Origin of the sequence: Paenibacillus thailandensis (assembly GCF_042685365.1) — a bacterium.
GTDB lineage: Bacteria > Bacillota > Bacilli > Paenibacillales > Paenibacillaceae > Paenibacillus_AP > Paenibacillus_AP thailandensis.
In genome coordinates this window covers 100410-116721 of sequence record NZ_JBHUMY010000013.1, presented here as the reverse complement: position 1 = coordinate 116721, position 16312 = coordinate 100410, and the positions used below count along the sequence as shown (strand labels likewise).

Sequence of the window (16312 nt, the reverse complement as noted above, 5' to 3'; positions counted from 1 at the left end):
CCGTCAACATCCGCCCCTATGCTGTTGATTAGCTGACATTGTCGCGCTCTTTGATGATTGAGGATGCGGCCGGGGAGGACTACACTAAACATGAGCTCAATAAAATGAAACCCGGTTTCAAATCCATTCATATTTACAAAGAAGGAAGCGAATAGATATGGCTAAAACAGCGGTTATTACGGGCGCTGCGGGCGGCATCGGCAAAGAGCTTGCCCGCCGCCTTGCCGAACGGAAGCTGAATCTGGTGCTCGTCGACCTGAAGGAAGAAGCGGTTCAAGCCGTCATTCGGGAACTTGGACTGAACGATTCCAACTCGCTTGCGGTAGCGGCGGACGTATCCAAAGAAGAAGACGTGCAAAGCTACGTCGACAAAGCGGTCGAGAAATTCGGCACGATCGATTATTTCGCCAACAACGCCGGCATCGAAGGCCCTATGGCCATGATCGAGGACCAAAGCGTCCAAGCGCTCGACCTCGTCTACAACGTGAACGTGCGCGGCGTATTCCTAGGCCTGCATTACGTCATTCCGGTCATGAAGAAACAACGATCCGGCGCGATTCTGAACACCTCTTCGCTTGCCGGACTGATGGGTGCTCCGGGCATGTCGCCTTACATCATGTCCAAGCATGCCGTCATCGGCTTGACCCGCGTCGCGGCCAACGAGCTGGCGCCGTTCGGCATCCGCGTCAACGCCGTGCTGCCGGGCACGATCAACACCCGCATGATGCGGCAAATCGAGCAAAACTCCGGCACTGTCGACGAGTACAAAAAAGCGAACGAAGCGGCTACTCCGCTCGGCCGTTACGGCGAGCCGGAAGAAGTCGCAGCGGTCATGAACTTCCTGCTGTCCGACGAAGCGTCGTTCGTCACGGGTTCCCTCTACACCGTCGACGGCGGCATGGCCGCCCAATAATCCGGGCCGCCGAGCCTCGGCCGCCTGCGCCGCAGCCTTCGCTGCCCGCAGGCGGCTTTTTGGGCGCGTCCGGACATAACAACAGCCCCGTCCGCTTCACGAGCGGCCGGGGCTGTTGCAGATCAGGCAAGCGCGGCCCCTGCTCGGGCCTTGCTTTCATTTATTGCAGCGTAATCACAGACGTCACGAACCGGTCGTTCTCGAACACCGAGGCGAGCAGCTTCTTGCCCGACGGGGACCAAGCGACCGTATCGGACGCTTGGCCGACCAGCACGCCTGTCTTCTCGCCCGTAAGCGAGTCGGCTACGAACACGCCGTTGTCGCCGCCCGTTTCGGACGTTAAGCTGTACGCCAGCTTCGTTCCGTCCGGCGACCAGCTGGTGCCGAAAATTTGCGTGCCTTTTTCGATATCGAGCAGCTTCTGTCCTTTCCGGTCGATGACGGACAACGTCCGTTCCGTTTCCGACGTCACTTTGACCATCGCCAGCTGCTTCCGGTCCGGAGAAGGAATGATCCATTCCACGCCTTCCGCGATTTTTTCCGGCTGCGCGCCTTCTTCGTCTGCGACAAAATAAAGCTCCCGGTTGTCGCCGCCTTGAATGTAGTAGATGCCGCCGTCCCCTGCGGCCGCGCCGAGCAGCACCCCGCCCGGCTCCAGCACGGTTTCCGTCTTGCCGGAAAGGTCGGCGACGACGACTTTGCCGAACAGCGTGCTGACCAGCACATGAGAGTCGTCGATCCATTGGCCCCCGTTCAAGTCAATCGGCTCTTCGATGTCCAGATTGACGGACTTCATCGTCGCAAGGTCGAGGATCCGGCCGAACGCGGTGGCTTCCTCCGTCATTTTGTAGAACAGATGCTTGCCGTCCGGCGACAGCACCGAGAAGCCCAGGTTTTGCTGATCTTCAACCAGCAGCTCCGACGTTTTGCCCGCCAGATCGTAAACGTACAGATTGTTCGGATAAACTTCCTCCCCTTCGACCGGCTGCGGCGGTACGCCGGTGTTTTTCCTGGAGAAGACGATCCGTTCGTCGTCCAGGAAGTTCATGCCCCGGGCATCCTCGACCGTCGCGATGTTGCTGACCGTTACGGACGCCGCCGGCGGCGTTTCGTTAATGACGGTAATCGTTTTATCCGGTTTCTGAATCGTCTCCCTCTCCGGCTGTTCTCCCGTCCCTCCGCCGAAGGTGCATGCCGAAGCCAGCATCGCCGTGCAGCACAAGGCCGCCGCGCCGGCCGTCAGTTTGAATTTGTTCATCGTTTGATTTCCCCTCTCTTTCGTTGATGGTTTTATCTTAAACCGCGATTGTATCGCGGCCGTCTCCGAATGTTTCGAACTTGTATCTGGGTTGTAAAAAAAACGGTTGCGGAAAAAGTTCTATCGAAGTCACTCCAAGCGGCCGGACCGCCGCTCTCTTGCCGGCAAGCGGACGCGGAACAGCGTCCCGGCCGCTGACGAGGCGGCCAGCTCGATCGTCCCGCCTTGCGCCTCCGTCAACCGCTTGGCGAGCGGCAGACCGAGACCGGTTCCGCCCGACTGTCTGGAGCGGTCCTTGTTTACCGTATAGAACGGTTCGAATACGTTAACCTGCGCTTCCCCCGGAATGCCAATGCCCGTATCCTCGACCTCGATTTCCGCAAAGCTCCCCCTGTTTCTCGCCCGAACGGTTATGGTGCCGCCCGGCGCGTTATATTTAATGGCATTATCGATTAAGTTGACGAAAATATGAATCAAGCTTTCGCGGTCCGCCCATACGGCAGCCGGCTCGGCTTCGACGCGAAGCGTCAGGTCGAACTTGGCGGCCTTGCCGCGCATTCTGCTTCCCAGATCGTGCAGCAGCTCGTCCAGGCGGACAGTTTCGGCCTGCTGCTCGAAGTCGTATTTCTCCAGCGCGGCAAGCCGAAGCACTTTATCGACCATTTCGTAAAGCCGCTCCGTCTCCTTGCCCATGCTTTCGATCGCCTCGTCCGTCAGCTTCGGATCGTCCCGGTACATCGACAGCAGCTCGATGTAAGCTTTGATCGCCGTCAGCGGCGTTTTGAATTCATGGCTGATGTTGCCGATGAACTGCTTCTGCTGCTTCTCCAGCTCCTGAAGCTTGCGGATCGCCAGCTCCAGCTTCCGCTGCTCCTCCCGCATCGCCGAAATGTTCCTTTCGATCGAATCGCTCATATAATAGACGTCCCTGCCGAGATCCCCGAGCTCGTCGCGCCGCCGCACCGGCGGCTCCTTCAAATAACGCCCTTCGCGGATATCCTTGGAGGCGAGCCTAAGCTTCGTAATGACCGCTGCCAGCCGGTAAAAATAACCGTACCCCAGCGCAAAACCGGCCGCCAGCGCGATCAGCCCCGCCGCCTCGAACAAATCCCGAATTTCCGCGGCGAACGCCCGCTCCCTGGCCGTCGAATATTGAAACCGGACAACGCCGAGCATTTCATCCTCCGCCCGGATCGGGGCGAAGTACATAATCGTATTGCCCGAGCTTTGATAGGCGATCTTGCCGCTCAGCGCATAAGCGAGCGTATCGGACATGGAATCCGCGGGCGGCCTCGCCAGAGAGCTGCCCGTCTCCTTGCCGCTTGCATCGTATAAAGCGATGGGCAGACCGGTCAGCATGGACAAATAAAGCGCCATCCGCTGGCTGTTATGCGCCATGAACGTTTCGGCCGGCAGCCGTTCTTCGCCGGTGACGTAGCTTTGCCGGACGTATTGGGACGCGATCCGGCTTTGCTTCGCCAGCATCTCCTCGATCTGAAGCTGCTGGTTGACGTTTAAGCCGCGCAGCACGAGCACGCTCAGAATGGCGACCGTCATAATAAGCAAGGCAGCCAGCACAAGGCCCATTTTCAGCTTCAAGCTTCTCATGGCCGCTCACCCGAAGCTTTGTACCCGACGCCGTACACCGTCTGTAGCAGCTCCTGCCGGGTGTCGCCGAGCTTTTTCCGCAGCCGCTGAATGTGAATGTCGACGGTTCGCGTCCCCCCGGCGTACTCCATTCCCCATACGAGCTCCAGCAGCTCCTCCCGCGTATAAACCCGGTCCGGATGGCCGAGCAGGAGGGCGGCAAGGTCGAATTCCTTCGGCGTCAGCTCGACGGCTTCGCCGCGGACATGCAGCGAGCGCTGCTTGACGCCGATGCGCACGTCGCCGAGCGCGATCACGTCCGCCGGCTCCGCCGCTTCGGCCAGCTTCTCCACCCGGCGCATAAGCGCCTTCACCCGCGCCGTCAGCTCGCGCAGGTCGAACGGTTTGGTCATATAATCATCCGCGCCGAGCTCGAGGCCCAGCACCTTGTCCACGATATCGTTTTTGACCGTCAGCAAAATAATGCCGACGCCTTTGCGGTTCTCGAGCCGCCGGCAAACGTCGTAGCCGTTCAGCTTCGGCATCATGACGTCCAGGACGATGACATGCGGCCGGAAATCCGCCGCTTTCGCCAGCGCCTCTTCACCGTCGAATGCCGTTTCGACCCGGTACCCTTCCCTTCGAAAAGCGTATGCGATCGCGTTTACGATGCTCGCCTCGTCGTCTACGACCAGCAATCTGCGTTCCATCTGTTCCCCTCCGCTTAACCTCGCTTCAGAAGCGGTATTGCCTTTCCCTATTCAGTTTAAACCATACATGTATCGAAATTGTTTCAATCGGAAATAAGACGTATGGCATAAGGCGCTTTCATTTTGGTTTCCGGGGGGTAGCTAACTATTGCCGGCAACGCAAAAACACCTCCAAAATTGTCCTCCGCAGCTTAAGATGCGGACGGATTCTTTTGAAGGTGTTTTTGAATAAACTTATTTCGTTGCCGTTCAATTGCATTCGTTCGTTAATTTATCGATCTCTTTTTTACGACAAAATCAATAATATTGCCATAACGGTCGGTTTCAATATGACAGCATCCTGTCATTTTTCGCTTTAAACGTCCCCTTGCCCGTTGGATTCGCGACTTAGCGCCCGATTTCGTGAGACCTAACCGTTCACTGATTTGAGTTACCGACAAGCCGTTCAACTGAAGAGTTAGCGCTTCTCGATCAGAATGAGGTAATTGTTGAATCGCCTCGCGCATGCAAGCATAGACTTCAAGTTGACCAGTGTTTAAATCAGCCTCCGTCTCCACCTGAGACAATGACGGCCTCTCCATTTCATCTAGCGAGTACATGGTAGAGACCCGCGTCCTATAGTAGTCGACCGTACAATTTCGGGCGATGCGGAGCAGCCACGGTAACAGCTTGCTTGCATCCGTCAATTTGTCTAAATTGCCATAAGCTTTAAGGAACGTGGTTTGTACGATATCTTCAATGGCAGCCGCGCAACTCACGCGCCGTGCAACATAATATCGGACGGTTTCATACAGATCACTCAAACGGTCATCCGCCCTTGTCATCCGATCCACTCCTTTTGCAAATTTATTGCGTCCGCGTTTGCAATAATTCGTCTTATAAATTGTAACTCAACCGAAAGGAGGATGGTAGCCGGGGCGAGGGCGGTCATGTTCAAGGCGCTAATTGAAAATCTAAAGAACTGGAGGATGGAAAATGGAGTACACTTATTTGGGAAGGTCGGGACTTCGCATCAGTCGACTATGTCTAGGTACGATGAATTTTGGTGTTGATACAGACGAGCGGACGGCGTTTCGTATCATGGATGAAGCGCTTGATGCAGGCCTAAACTTTTTTGATACGGCGAACGTTTACGGCTGGGGAGAAAATGCGGGACGGACAGAAACGATTATCGGCCGGTGGTTCGCGCAAGGCGGGCAGCGTCGGGAAAAAATTGTGCTAGCCACAAAAGTGTATGAGCCCATTGCCAATCCACTGGACGGTCCTAACGACGTACGGGGGTTGTCGCTTTACAAAATCAGACGCCACTTGGAAGGTTCCCTGCGTCGATTGCAGACCGACCATATAGAGTTGTATCAGATGCACCACATCGACCGGCGAACGACTTGGGAGGAAGTTTGGGAAGCATTTGAAGGCCTCGTTCGAGCCGGCAAAGTCGATTATATCGGATCCAGCAACTTTGCAGGGTGGCATCTGGTCAAGGCTCAGGCTGCTGCTAAAGAACGTCATTTTATGGGACTCATTAGTGAACAACATAAATACAACTTGCTTGAGCGACTGCCTGAACTGGAAGTGTTGCCCGCTGCCCAAGACTTGGGGCTGGGTATCATTCCTTGGAGTCCGCTGGCCGGAGGATTGCTCGGTGGCCGAGCGCTATCTTCCGAGAAAGGGATTAGAACCTCTGCTCTTAAGGAGCGGATAGAAAAATATCGCGCAAAACTCGAAAGATTCTCCGAATTGTGCCGTAAGCTCGGAGAGTCGGAAGCCAACGTCGCATTGGCTTGGACGCTAGCCAATCCTGCCGTAACGGCTCCGATTATCGGACCGCGAACCGTTGAACAGTTGAGGGATACCTTGCGGGCGGTTGAAATACAACTAAGCGAAGAGGTCATGAAAGAGTTAAACAGCATCTTTCCGGGGCCAGGAGGCGAAGCGCCCGAAGCCTATGCTTGGTAATGTCTCCTTTATAAAGATAAGTAGCTTTGGCAGGGAAACCAGAATGGAAGGAACTCTTTGGGATTTGCCCTTCCGAACCATATGCGCCCGATTGACTTGAATGGGAGAGATGCAGTAGTTGTTGGTCGCATTGACCCAACATCCGTGTTCTATCAGCAAGTCGTTACATACGTGCGAGCCATTCTGGCCTAATGAACGGACTAATGACTTGTCGAAGAGTCCGTTTTAAATAAGCCCTCTAATAACAACTAAAACGGCTTTGGTCGCCATAAAGCAAGCGATCAAAGCCGTTTTTTTATTTTCTAATATTACCCGATCCGTACCGCCAGCCGGCCGCCTTGCGGCGCATCCGCTGCCTGAACGATCAGCTCGCCGCAGGCCGTATCGACTATATAGCCGATTGCACCCGACGCCAGCTGCTCCGGCGTAATCGCGGCAAGCCCTTCCACTGCCGCGCCTCCAAGCGCGAAGTCCGGGTAGCGCAGCCGGAACCGGACCGTCTTGCGGTTCGCCGCGATCCGGCACCCATTCTCGTACGACCAGGACAGCGTCAAGCCTGCGCCGGTTCCCGCCGCGTTCGCCCGCAGCACGTCGAACTCGCCTTCCCGATAAGCGAAGCTCGTGCCGTCGTCCTCGTACAACGCATAATCCGCACGGAAATCGGCTGCGGCGGAAGCGCCGTACACGTTGAATTCGGCGTACTCCCGAACCGGATCGTCCGCATGCTGCTTAAGCGGCCCTTCGGCGATCACCGCGCCCTTGCGGATATACAGCGGCAGCTTCTCCAGCGGCGCATGGGCCAGAATATGCCGGCCGCCTTCAAGCGCTTCGCCCGTCCAATAGTCGATCCAGACGCCTTCCGGCAAATAGACGGCGCGATAGTCCGTGTCCGGACGGAATACCGGCGCGACCAATACGTCCTCGCCGAGCAGGAACTGGTCGGACAAGTTCGCCACGTTCGGGTCGGCCGGATATTCCAGCAGCAGCGGTCGCATGACCGGCAAGCCGGTTTCCGCCGCATCCCGGAACAGGTTGTACAGATGCGGCATCCAGCGGTAGCGCATGCCGACGTATTCGCGGACGATCGCTTCCACCTCCGGGCCGAACGACCACGGCTCCTGCCGAACCGTCTGAATGGCCGAATGGTTGCGCAAATACGGGAAAAATACGCCCATCTGCGTCCAGCGCGCCAGCAGCTGCCCCGACGTATGATGCGCGAAGCCGCCTACGTCCGGACCGGCGAACGGAATGCCGGAGAGGCCCATGTTCAGCACCATCGGGACGGCAAGCGCCATATGCTCCCAGAAGCTGCGGTTGTCGCCCGTCCAGACGGCGGCGTAGCGCTGAATTCCCGCATAACCGGCCCGCGTCAGGACAAACGGGCGCTGCCCACCCAGCCGCTCGGCCAGCCCTTCATAAGTCGCCTTCGACATCAGCATGCCGTACAGATTGTGCAGCTCCTCATGCGTCAGCGGATTCCCGTTATTGCGGTGGATGACGTCGAGGTCCATCGTTTTCGACTCGTTAAACAGCGCCGGCTCGTTCATGTCGTTCCAAATGCCGGAGATGCCGAGCTTCGTATAGAACTCGTGCTTCTCGCCCCACCATTTCGCCGTGCGCTCCTCCGTGAAATCCGGGAAAGCGCTCGTGCCCGGCCATACGTCGCCGAAGTAGATGTCGCCCTCCAGCTTCCGGCAAAAATGGTCGCCCCGCACGCCTTCTTGGTAAATCGGATACTTCGCGTCCTTCTTGACGCCCGGGTCGACGATCGGCACGATGCGGACGCCAAGCTCGCGAAGCTCGCGCATCATTCCTTCCGGATCGGGGAACCGCGCCGGATCGAAGGTGAATACCCGATATTCGTCCATATAATGAATGTCGAGATAAATAACGTCGCACGGAATGTGCTTCTCGCGGAACGTCCGGGCCAGCTCCAGCACTTCCTGCTGCGTCATGTAGCTGTAGCGGGATTGATGGTAGCCGAGCGCCCATTTCGGCGGCAGCTCCATTCTTCCCGTCAGCGCCGTGTACCGCGACACAATCTGCTTCAGCGACGGCCCGTTTATGAAATAAAGGCTGAACGAACCCGTGGAGCAGCCGATCGTAAAACGGTCCGCTTCCGACCGCATATCGAAATCCGTACGGCCCGGGTTGTCCAGAAACAAGCCGTAGCCGTTTCCGCCGGCCGCCGGAATAACGAACGGAATCGATTGATACAGCGCCTCGATCTCCGGCACATGCGGCGCGTAAACGTCGGTATTCCAGTTCGTGTACTTCTCGCCGCGCTTGTCGAGAAAGCCGGTTTTTTCCCCCAGCCCGTAAAAATGCGTCTCCTCCGCCATCGCGTACGCCGCGCCGACTCCCGCCTTGCCGTTCCATTGCACCGGCTCCTGGCGCATGATCCGCCCGCCTTCCGGATTCGTTACGGTTACGGCCAGATCGCTTTTGTCCACGATAACGGCTACCGATCCGGTCGCGAACCGTACGGCGTCCTCCGTTTCCTCTACGGTCAGCGCGCCGGGACCGCCTTGCGGTTCTTCGACGGCCGGCGTCGTCCGCCAATCCGGAGCCTCTCCGCGGAACGCGACGATACGGAACAGATCGTCGGTCAAGAAGCGGAAAGCAAGGCAGCCCGTCTCGCCTCTGACGATATAGGCTTCTCCGTCCTTCTCCAGCTTCCGGAACGGGCCGGTCGTCACCCGCGCCTCCAACGCGCCGCTTTCCGCCGATTTATCGGGATGTATCGCTTCGCTGCCTTCCATATGGTTTTCCCTCCATGCAGATGGCTGTCCCGAAAGACAGCCATCTTGTTTCTATTCTTGGTTTTCGCGCCGAAAACGGCTCGGTCTTCGCCAGGACGACCAAGTCGTCTCGGCTTAAACGTTAGTCCGGCGCTTTACTTCGCCTTCAGATTGTCCCATGCCTGCTGGATGGCTTCGAACATGCCCGCCGCGTCGGTATTTCCGGCGATATAGCCCTGCATCTGGCTCGCGAACTCGTTAAAGCCGCCGCTCGGGAAGCTGTTGAAGTTCCAGCTGAGCGACTTGCCGGCTTGGCTGTATTCCAGCACCGCCGCGCCGAGGTCGCCAAGCACGTCGCTTGTCGTGTCTACGCTCTTGAAAGCCGGGATAAACTTGAATTCTTCCGTGATGTAGCGCTGGCCTTCCTTCGTCGTAGCCAGCCAGTTCAAGAACTCTTTCGCCTCTTCTTTGACAGGCGAGTTTTTGTTAATAACCCAGTAGTTCGGAACGCCTACGTAAATTTTGTCGTTGGCAGCCGCATCGTCGTTGATCGGCATCGGCATCATGCCGAGGTTCAGATTCGGGTTAATGCCGTCGATCATCGGCTGCGTCCAGTTGCCCTGCTGCGTAATCGCCGCTTCGCCGCTCGCGAACATCGCCATTTCCGTATTGTAGTCCGTGGTCAGCGGGTTGTTGTTGCCGTATTTCAGCGTCAGGTCGAACAGCTTCACCCACTCTTCGAACGCCTGATTGCCGGCGAGCTTGGAGGTGCCGTCGTTCAAGCCTTGAATGAACGCCGCCGGGTCCTCTTGGTGGGCGAACGGAACGTTCAGCAGATGGTTGCCGAGCACCCACAGCTCCTGATAGCCGTTGACGAACGGCGTAATGCCGGCCGCTTTCAGCTTCTCCGCCGCCGCTTCGAGCTCGGACAGCGTCTTCGGCACTTCCGTAATGCCCGCTTTCGCGAACAGATCCTTATTGTAAATAAAACCGTAGCCTTCGATGTTCATCGGCTGGCCGTACAGCTTGCCGTCGCGGGTAAGCGGCTCTTTCGCCACGTCGATGACGTCGGAAGCCCAAGGCTCGTTCGACAGATCCTCGAGGCTGCCGATCCAGTTGTCCAGATCGGATTGACCGCCAACGTTGAAAATGTCCGGCTCGTCGCCGCCCGCGAATTTCGCTTGCAGCGCCGCGCCGTAGTCCGAACCGCCGCCGACCGTCTGAATATCCAGCTTAACGCCCGGATGGGAAGCTTCATATTCCGCTTTCAGCTTGTTGAGCGCTTCGGCGATTTCTACTTTGAATTGGAAAATTTTAATCGTTTTCGTCTCGCCGCCCGAAGCGGATTCGCCGCCTTCCGGCGAGCCTCCCGCGTTGCCGCCGCCGCAGCCGGCGAGTACGACCGTCAAAGCGAGAAGAAGCAGGAAAGAAAGCCATGCTGATTTTTTCATTTGCCAAACATCCCCTTTTTTTTCGTTTAAGTGAACGGTATGATTACAGTTGGTATCGCTTTCTTTCACATTATAGAGCGGTTTCATTCGTTATTGCAGGTTGTATATTGAACAATTAGGAAGACGAAATTGACATCGTTCCGAAACCCTATCGTTTATTATAACGATTATCCTTTAACCGCCCCTTGCGTAATCCCTTCGACGATATATTTTTGCATCGCCAGGAAAAAGACGATGATCGGCAGAACGCCAAGCGTAAGCGCCGGCAGCGCCAAATCCCACTGCTTCGTGAATTGGCCGAAGAAGGCGAACGTCGCGATCGGAATGGTGCGCAGCGACGCCGACTGCAGCATAAGCGAAGGCAGCAAGTAGTCGTTCCATATCCACAGCGTGTTCAAAATAATAACGGTCACGATCATCGGCTTCATGAGCGGGAGCACGATCCGGAAGAAAACGCCGTACGCGTTCGTCCCGTCGACGCGGGCCGCTTCTTCGATCTCCAGCGGAATCGACTTGACGAAGCCGTGGAACAGAAACACCGACAGCGGCAGGCCGAAGCCCAAATACGTGAGCACGAGGCCCGGTATCGAGTTGAGCAGGTTGAACGTATTCGCCACTTTCATGAGCGGAATCATGATCGATTGGAACGGAATGACCATCGCCGCCACGAACAACCCGAACATGAGCCGGTTGAAACGGGTATTATGCCGCACCATCCGGTAAGCGGTCATCGCGCTGACAAACGCGATGACGAGATTCGCCGCGACCGTAATGATAAGCGAGTTGCGAAGAGCGGCCGGAAAGTTCGTAATGTCCCAAGCGCGGGAGTAGTTGCTCCAGACGAAGGCCGTCGGGAAGCTGGCCGCGTTCGTCAATATTTCGGCGAACGATTTGACCGAGTTGGCGAACAGGAAATAAAACGGAATGAGGAACACGAGACCGAGCGCAATCATGACGATTTCCGTCACGAGCGTGCCGGCGGTATATTTTTTGGAGCCTACCATTTAAGCTTCGACCTCCTTGCTCTTCGTTAATTTCACCTGCAGGCTCGTAATGATCGCGACGACGAGGAAGAAGATGATCGCCTTCGCCGTTCCCAGCCCGTAACGGTTGTTCAGGAACGCCTCGTTGTAAATGTTGAGCGCGACCGACTCGGTCGAGCCGAACGGCCCGCCTTTCGTCAGCGACAGGTTCAGGTCGAACATTTTGAACGACCACGAGATGGCCAGGAACAGGCAGACCGTTACCGCCGGCATAACGAGCGGAATCAGAATATGGCGGAGCACTTGCACGCGCGATGCGCCGTCGATTTCGGCCGCTTCCAGAATATCCGCCGGCACGTTCGTCAGCGACGAAATATAGATGACCATCAGATAGCCGGCCGTCTGCCAGACGAATACGATGATGATCGCCCAGAACGCCGTATTGGACGTGCCGAGCCAAGGCAGGTTGAAGAACGGGATTCCCGTGGCTTGTCCGACCGCGGCGAAGCCCTTGACGAATATAAACTGCCAGATAAAGCCGAGCAGCAGCCCGCCGATGACGTTCGGCATGAAGAACACCGTGCGGAGGCCGTTGCGCAATTTCAGCGGCTTCGTAAGCAAATAAGCGATGGCGAAGCCGATGACGTTCGTCAGCACGACGCCAAGCACCGTAAATTTCACCGTAAAGCCGAAAGCTTTCGCAAACTTCTCGTCTCCGGCAAAAATTTGCTTGTAGTTGTCGAGCCCGATCCAGCCCGCCTTGCCCGTAACGCCGTTCCAATCCGTAAACGAGTAATATAATCCCAGCAGAAAAGGAATGACTAATATCAGTACAAAGAACACGATGGCCGGTCCGGTAAAGACGATTTGCTGGACGGCCTGTGCGGTTTTTTTGCGTAACATTCCGTTTTCCTCCTTCGATAGGTCATTAACGTTAGTCTTTCTTTTAGTATGCTGCCGGCATTCGACATTTCCTATAGACGATGTTGAACCGATAAGAGTAAAATATTGTTCTCGTAGGCCCCTTCGGCCGAGGAACGACTATTTTCGATTGGAAAGGTGTTACCGCCATGAAGCTCGGCAGCATCCGAAACAAGCTCTTTCTGTTTATGATCGCGGCCACGGTCATTCCGATGGCCGTCTCGCTTGCCGTTACCTACACCTTTTCCCGGGAAACGGGCAAAAACCAGGCGATCGAAGAAAATGCCCGGCTTATTTTCCAGGGCAAAACAAACCTCGACAACTATCTCGAAGCGATTAACCGTACTTCTTTGGCCGTTTATACGGATCCGAACTTCATCCGCAACCTGTCCTTGGGCGTCAACGACTACCGGGCGATTGCCGAAATCTATGCGACTCTGCAAAACATGCAAGGTTCGCATGACGATATCGTGCAGCTCTACTTCCACTCTCTTCTATCGAATCAATCGACGCTGATCACCAACACGTCTCCGCGGCGGGAGCTGCGAACCGAGCCTTATCCCGGCACGGAGAACGGGGATTCCCGCATCGTGTACACGGAGCCGCCCCATCCGATTCACGGATACGGCTTCAACTACACTCCCGCAGTCCCGCCCGACACGAAGGTGTTTACGTTTTACCGCTCGGTGAACCGGCTGCCGAAGCAGGAGCGGCTCGGCCTGCTGGCCATCGACGTGAAGCTGGACGGCATTGCGGACATCGTCCGCCAGTTGTTCGAAGCGGGCCGGGAGCAGCTTTATGTACTGGACGGCGACGGCACAGTGATTTACAGCGGGGACGAGAATATGATCGGGCAGAAGCTGGGCGACGCGGACATTCTGGAAGGGCTGCAAAAGGCGGGAGACAGCCCGAGCGGCTATTTCGACGACGAAGACGCCGTTCATATCTACGACAAGCTGAATGCGTCCTACGCCGACTGGACGATCGTGAAACGGATCCCGTACGATACGCTTTACCGGAACTCGACGAGGCTGACGACCATTACGGCGGCGATCGCGCTGGCTACGATGCTCATCGTCATTATCGGGACGCTGCTCATTTCGATCCGCATTACGAGCCCGATCCGCAAGCTGGCCGGCTATATGAAGCAAATTCAGGCGGGAAATATGGACGTCGAGATCGACGTTCAATCGCGGGACGAGATCGGCTTGCTGGCCCGCAGCTTCCGGCAAATGATGGACCGGATCAACAACCTGATTTTGAAGGAATACCGGCTGGAGCTCGCCAACAAGACAAGCCAGCTGAAAATGCTGCAGGCGCAAATCAATCCGCATTTTCTGTACAACTCGCTGCAATCGATCGGAACGCTTGCGCTGCAGCATAACGCGCCGCGCGTGTACAAGCTGCTCTCGTCGCTCGCCAATCTGATGCGCTATTCGATGCGGAACAACGAATCGATGGTGCGGCTGCGCCAAGAGATCGAGCATCTGAACCGGTTCCTCGACTTGCAGCAGGAGCGGTTCGGGGAGCAGTTCCGCTTCACGACGGACGCCGATGAAGAGAGCCTGGAAGCTTACGTGCCCAAAATGATTCTGCAGCCGCTCGCCGAAAACTATTTCAAGCACGGCATGCATCCCGACTACGGCATCGGCGAGCTGCAGCTTTCGAGCCGGCTGTCGCCGGACGGCAGGCTGACCGTCGAGATGCGGAACAACGGCGCGCCCGTTCCGGAAGAGCGGCTGGCTGAGCTTCGCGGCAGGCTTGCGGAAGGGTGCGAGCCTTCCGGGAACGAGGATGAGCCGATCGGATTGCTTAATGTGCTGATGCGGCTTAAGCTGTATACCGACGATACCGCCGAGCTTCGCATCGAGAATTTGAAACCGCATGGGGTGAAGGTAATGCTGAGCTTCCCTGCGACAATAGCGCCAGCCAAAGGAGATTTGTCATGAAAGCACTCATTGTAGACGACGAGAAGCATGTAAGAGACGCGATCCGGCTGCTGTCGGATTGGGAAGGAAACGGCATAACGGAAGTGCTCGAGGCGTCGGACGGCGAAGCGGCGGCGGAAGCGATCCGGGAGCATGCGCCGCAGATCGTCATGACCGATATGAAAATGCCGCGCAAGGACGGCGTCCAGCTGCTGACGTGGATCCGGGACAACGCGCCGGAATGCAAAGCGCTCGTCATTAGCGGATACGACGATTTCGAGCTGATCCGCCATACGATCCGCAGCGGCGGCGTCGATTATATACTGAAGCCGGTGGAGCCGGAGGCGCTGAACGAGGCTTTGGCCCGCGCGGTTAACGCTTGGCGGTCGGACGAGGAGAAACGCGCCGCGCAAATCCGGCAGTCGATCGAGGTTAACGAGATGAAGCCTCATTACGCGGATAAGCTCCTGTCCGAGCTGGTAGCCGGCCACGGCGGCACGGAGCGGGCCGTCGGGCTGCTGCGCGGCCAGGCCGGCATGCCGGAGACGGCGGGCGAAGCGCAGGTCGGGCTGATCAGCCTGGAGCAGCTCGACGCCGGGCTGCTGGGGAAATTTCAGCGCGACCGGCAGCTGCTGGCGTTTATGGTGCTGAATATCTGCAACGAGCTGCTGAAAAACAAAGGAACCGCCTTTCAGCATTTGAACCGTTACGGCGAAATCGTTCTGCTGTATTGGGACCGACAGATGCCGTTCCGCGCCGTTTTCGACCGGATCAACGAAGGCTTCGAGCTGGCGCTGCGGCGCCGCTTGCATGCGGGATTGAGCGGCTTCCTTCCTTTTCCGGACGGTGCCGGAAAAGCGTATAAAGAGGCGCGTGCCGCATTGTGGCGCCGCAATCTGCTGGAGAGCGGCGAACGGCTGCACGCAGCGGACGCCGGGGAGCAGCCTGCCCGCTTCCCGCGCCTGTCCGGCCGGGCGGACAAGCTGCGGCTGGCCGCGCTCGGCGGCAAGGACGAGCAGATGGCGGCCGCAGCGGACGAATGGCTGGAGGAGATGAAGCAGCAGCCGTCCGTCACGCCGGAGAACATTGCGGAGTGGAACGACGAATGGGATTGGCTGCAGAAGCAGTGGGAAGACGGCAACGAAGGCCGGGCCGCCGAGGCGGCAAACGATGAAACGCCGGAAACGGAAAACGGGGCGTATCCGCTTCCGCTGGACAGCGAAGGATTGTTGTCCTGGCCGCTGTGGAGAGAGATGATGCTTGGCCGGCTGAAAGCCGCCTCCCGGCTGCTGGCGGCGCTTCATACGAAGGACAACCATATCATTCACGACATCGCCCGTTACGTGGAGGCCCATTACCGGGAAGAAGTTTCGCTGCAGGATATCGCGTCGCATTTTTTCCTGAGCCGGGAATATATATCGCGCAAGTTCAAGCAGGAGTTCGGCGTCACGATGTCCGACTTCCTCAGCCGAATCCGCATCGACAAAGCGAAGGTGCTGCTGCGGAACACGCCGCTCCGCATCTCCCAAATCGCCGAATCGGTCGGCTACAGGGACGAGAACTACTTCAGCAAGGTGTTCAAGAAGCAGGAAGGCGTCCGCCCCGGCGAATACCGGAAGCAGTTTAGCGGCGAGGGGTAATTGATCTTAAAAAATATCCGCCATTCCATTCCGAAAGGGGTTCCCTTGCAGCTTCAAACATGCGGTTTTAAGTTTCTTTCATGACAATTGGCTTTCGGAAGCAGAAACTTAAAGCCCAAACTCGCTCGCAAGGGAATTCCCTTTCTCCATTCCATTGGGCATAGTCAGGGAGTTCTAAATCACTTGCATGAGGCATATGAACCGCTCGGCCCCCGGATACTTCT

The 16312-nt window shown here is 57.0% G+C and carries 12 protein-coding genes; 4 read left to right on the top strand and 8 right to left on the bottom strand.

Going from position 1 to position 16312, the window contains the following annotated elements:
- The first annotated feature begins 157 nt into the window (after positions 1–157).
- Positions 158–913 carry an SDR family NAD(P)-dependent oxidoreductase gene (locus ACFSW5_RS14165; RefSeq protein WP_379274180.1) on the top strand — a complete coding sequence of 252 codons (756 nt, stop codon included), beginning with the start codon at positions 158–160 and terminating at the stop codon, positions 911–913.
- A gap of 160 nt (positions 914–1073) precedes the next feature.
- Here ACFSW5_RS14165 and ACFSW5_RS14160 read toward each other — a convergent pair whose 3' ends face one another.
- The 4 genes from ACFSW5_RS14160 to ACFSW5_RS14145 all read right to left on the bottom strand — a co-directional run bounded on the left by ACFSW5_RS14160 (position 1074) and on the right by ACFSW5_RS14145 (position 5292).
- A complete protein-coding gene (locus ACFSW5_RS14160) occupies positions 1074–2171 on the bottom strand; it encodes a hypothetical protein (protein WP_379274178.1) in 1098 nt (365 codons plus the stop codon).
- A 129-nt stretch (positions 2172–2300) separates the two neighbouring features.
- Positions 2301–3779 carry a sensor histidine kinase gene (locus ACFSW5_RS14155; protein WP_379274176.1) on the bottom strand — a complete coding sequence of 493 codons (1479 nt, stop codon included), beginning with the start codon at positions 3777–3779 and terminating at the stop codon, positions 2301–2303.
- Positions 3776–4468 (bottom strand): response regulator transcription factor, encoded by a 693-nt coding sequence (locus ACFSW5_RS14150; protein ID WP_379274173.1) that lies wholly within the window; start codon positions 4466–4468, stop codon positions 3776–3778. Before ACFSW5_RS14150 ends, ACFSW5_RS14155 begins: the two co-directional genes overlap by 4 nt.
- 266 nt (positions 4469–4734) lie before the next feature.
- Positions 4735–5292: a sigma-70 family RNA polymerase sigma factor gene (locus ACFSW5_RS14145; RefSeq protein ID WP_379274171.1), complete on the bottom strand. Its 558-nt coding sequence runs from the start codon at positions 5290–5292 to the stop codon at positions 4735–4737.
- Positions 5293–5443: 151 nt separating this feature from the next.
- On the opposite strand from ACFSW5_RS14145, the gene ACFSW5_RS14140 reads away from it, so the two are divergent.
- Positions 5444–6424 (top strand): aldo/keto reductase, encoded by a 981-nt coding sequence (locus ACFSW5_RS14140; RefSeq protein ID WP_379274169.1) that lies wholly within the window; start codon positions 5444–5446, stop codon positions 6422–6424.
- Between the two features lie 308 nt (positions 6425–6732).
- Here the strand turns inward: ACFSW5_RS14140 and ACFSW5_RS14135 are convergent, their stop codons facing one another.
- The 4 genes from ACFSW5_RS14135 to ACFSW5_RS14120 form a co-directional block, all read right to left on the bottom strand.
- On the bottom strand, positions 6733–9186 hold the full coding sequence (locus ACFSW5_RS14135) for a glycoside hydrolase family 31 protein (RefSeq protein WP_379274167.1): 2454 nt from the start codon (positions 9184–9186) through the stop codon (positions 6733–6735).
- A 134-nt stretch (positions 9187–9320) separates the two neighbouring features.
- The gene (locus ACFSW5_RS14130; RefSeq protein WP_379274165.1) at positions 9321–10616 is read right to left on the bottom strand and encodes an ABC transporter substrate-binding protein; all 1296 of its coding nucleotides are present in this window, start codon (positions 10614–10616) and stop codon (positions 9321–9323) included.
- A gap of 167 nt (positions 10617–10783) precedes the next feature.
- Positions 10784–11620 carry a carbohydrate ABC transporter permease gene (locus ACFSW5_RS14125; protein WP_379274163.1) on the bottom strand — a complete coding sequence of 279 codons (837 nt, stop codon included), beginning with the start codon at positions 11618–11620 and terminating at the stop codon, positions 10784–10786.
- The gene (locus ACFSW5_RS14120; RefSeq protein WP_379274161.1) at positions 11621–12502 is read right to left on the bottom strand and encodes a carbohydrate ABC transporter permease; all 882 of its coding nucleotides are present in this window, start codon (positions 12500–12502) and stop codon (positions 11621–11623) included.
- A 167-nt stretch (positions 12503–12669) separates the two neighbouring features.
- Between ACFSW5_RS14120 and ACFSW5_RS14115 the strand changes: the two genes are divergently transcribed.
- On the top strand, positions 12670–14469 hold the full coding sequence (locus ACFSW5_RS14115) for a cache domain-containing sensor histidine kinase (protein ID WP_379274158.1): 1800 nt from the start codon (positions 12670–12672) through the stop codon (positions 14467–14469).
- Positions 14466–16088 carry a response regulator transcription factor gene (locus ACFSW5_RS14110; RefSeq protein WP_379274156.1) on the top strand — a complete coding sequence of 541 codons (1623 nt, stop codon included), beginning with the start codon at positions 14466–14468 and terminating at the stop codon, positions 16086–16088. Before ACFSW5_RS14115 ends, ACFSW5_RS14110 begins: the two co-directional genes overlap by 4 nt.
- The last annotated feature ends 224 nt before the right edge of the window (positions 16089–16312 follow it).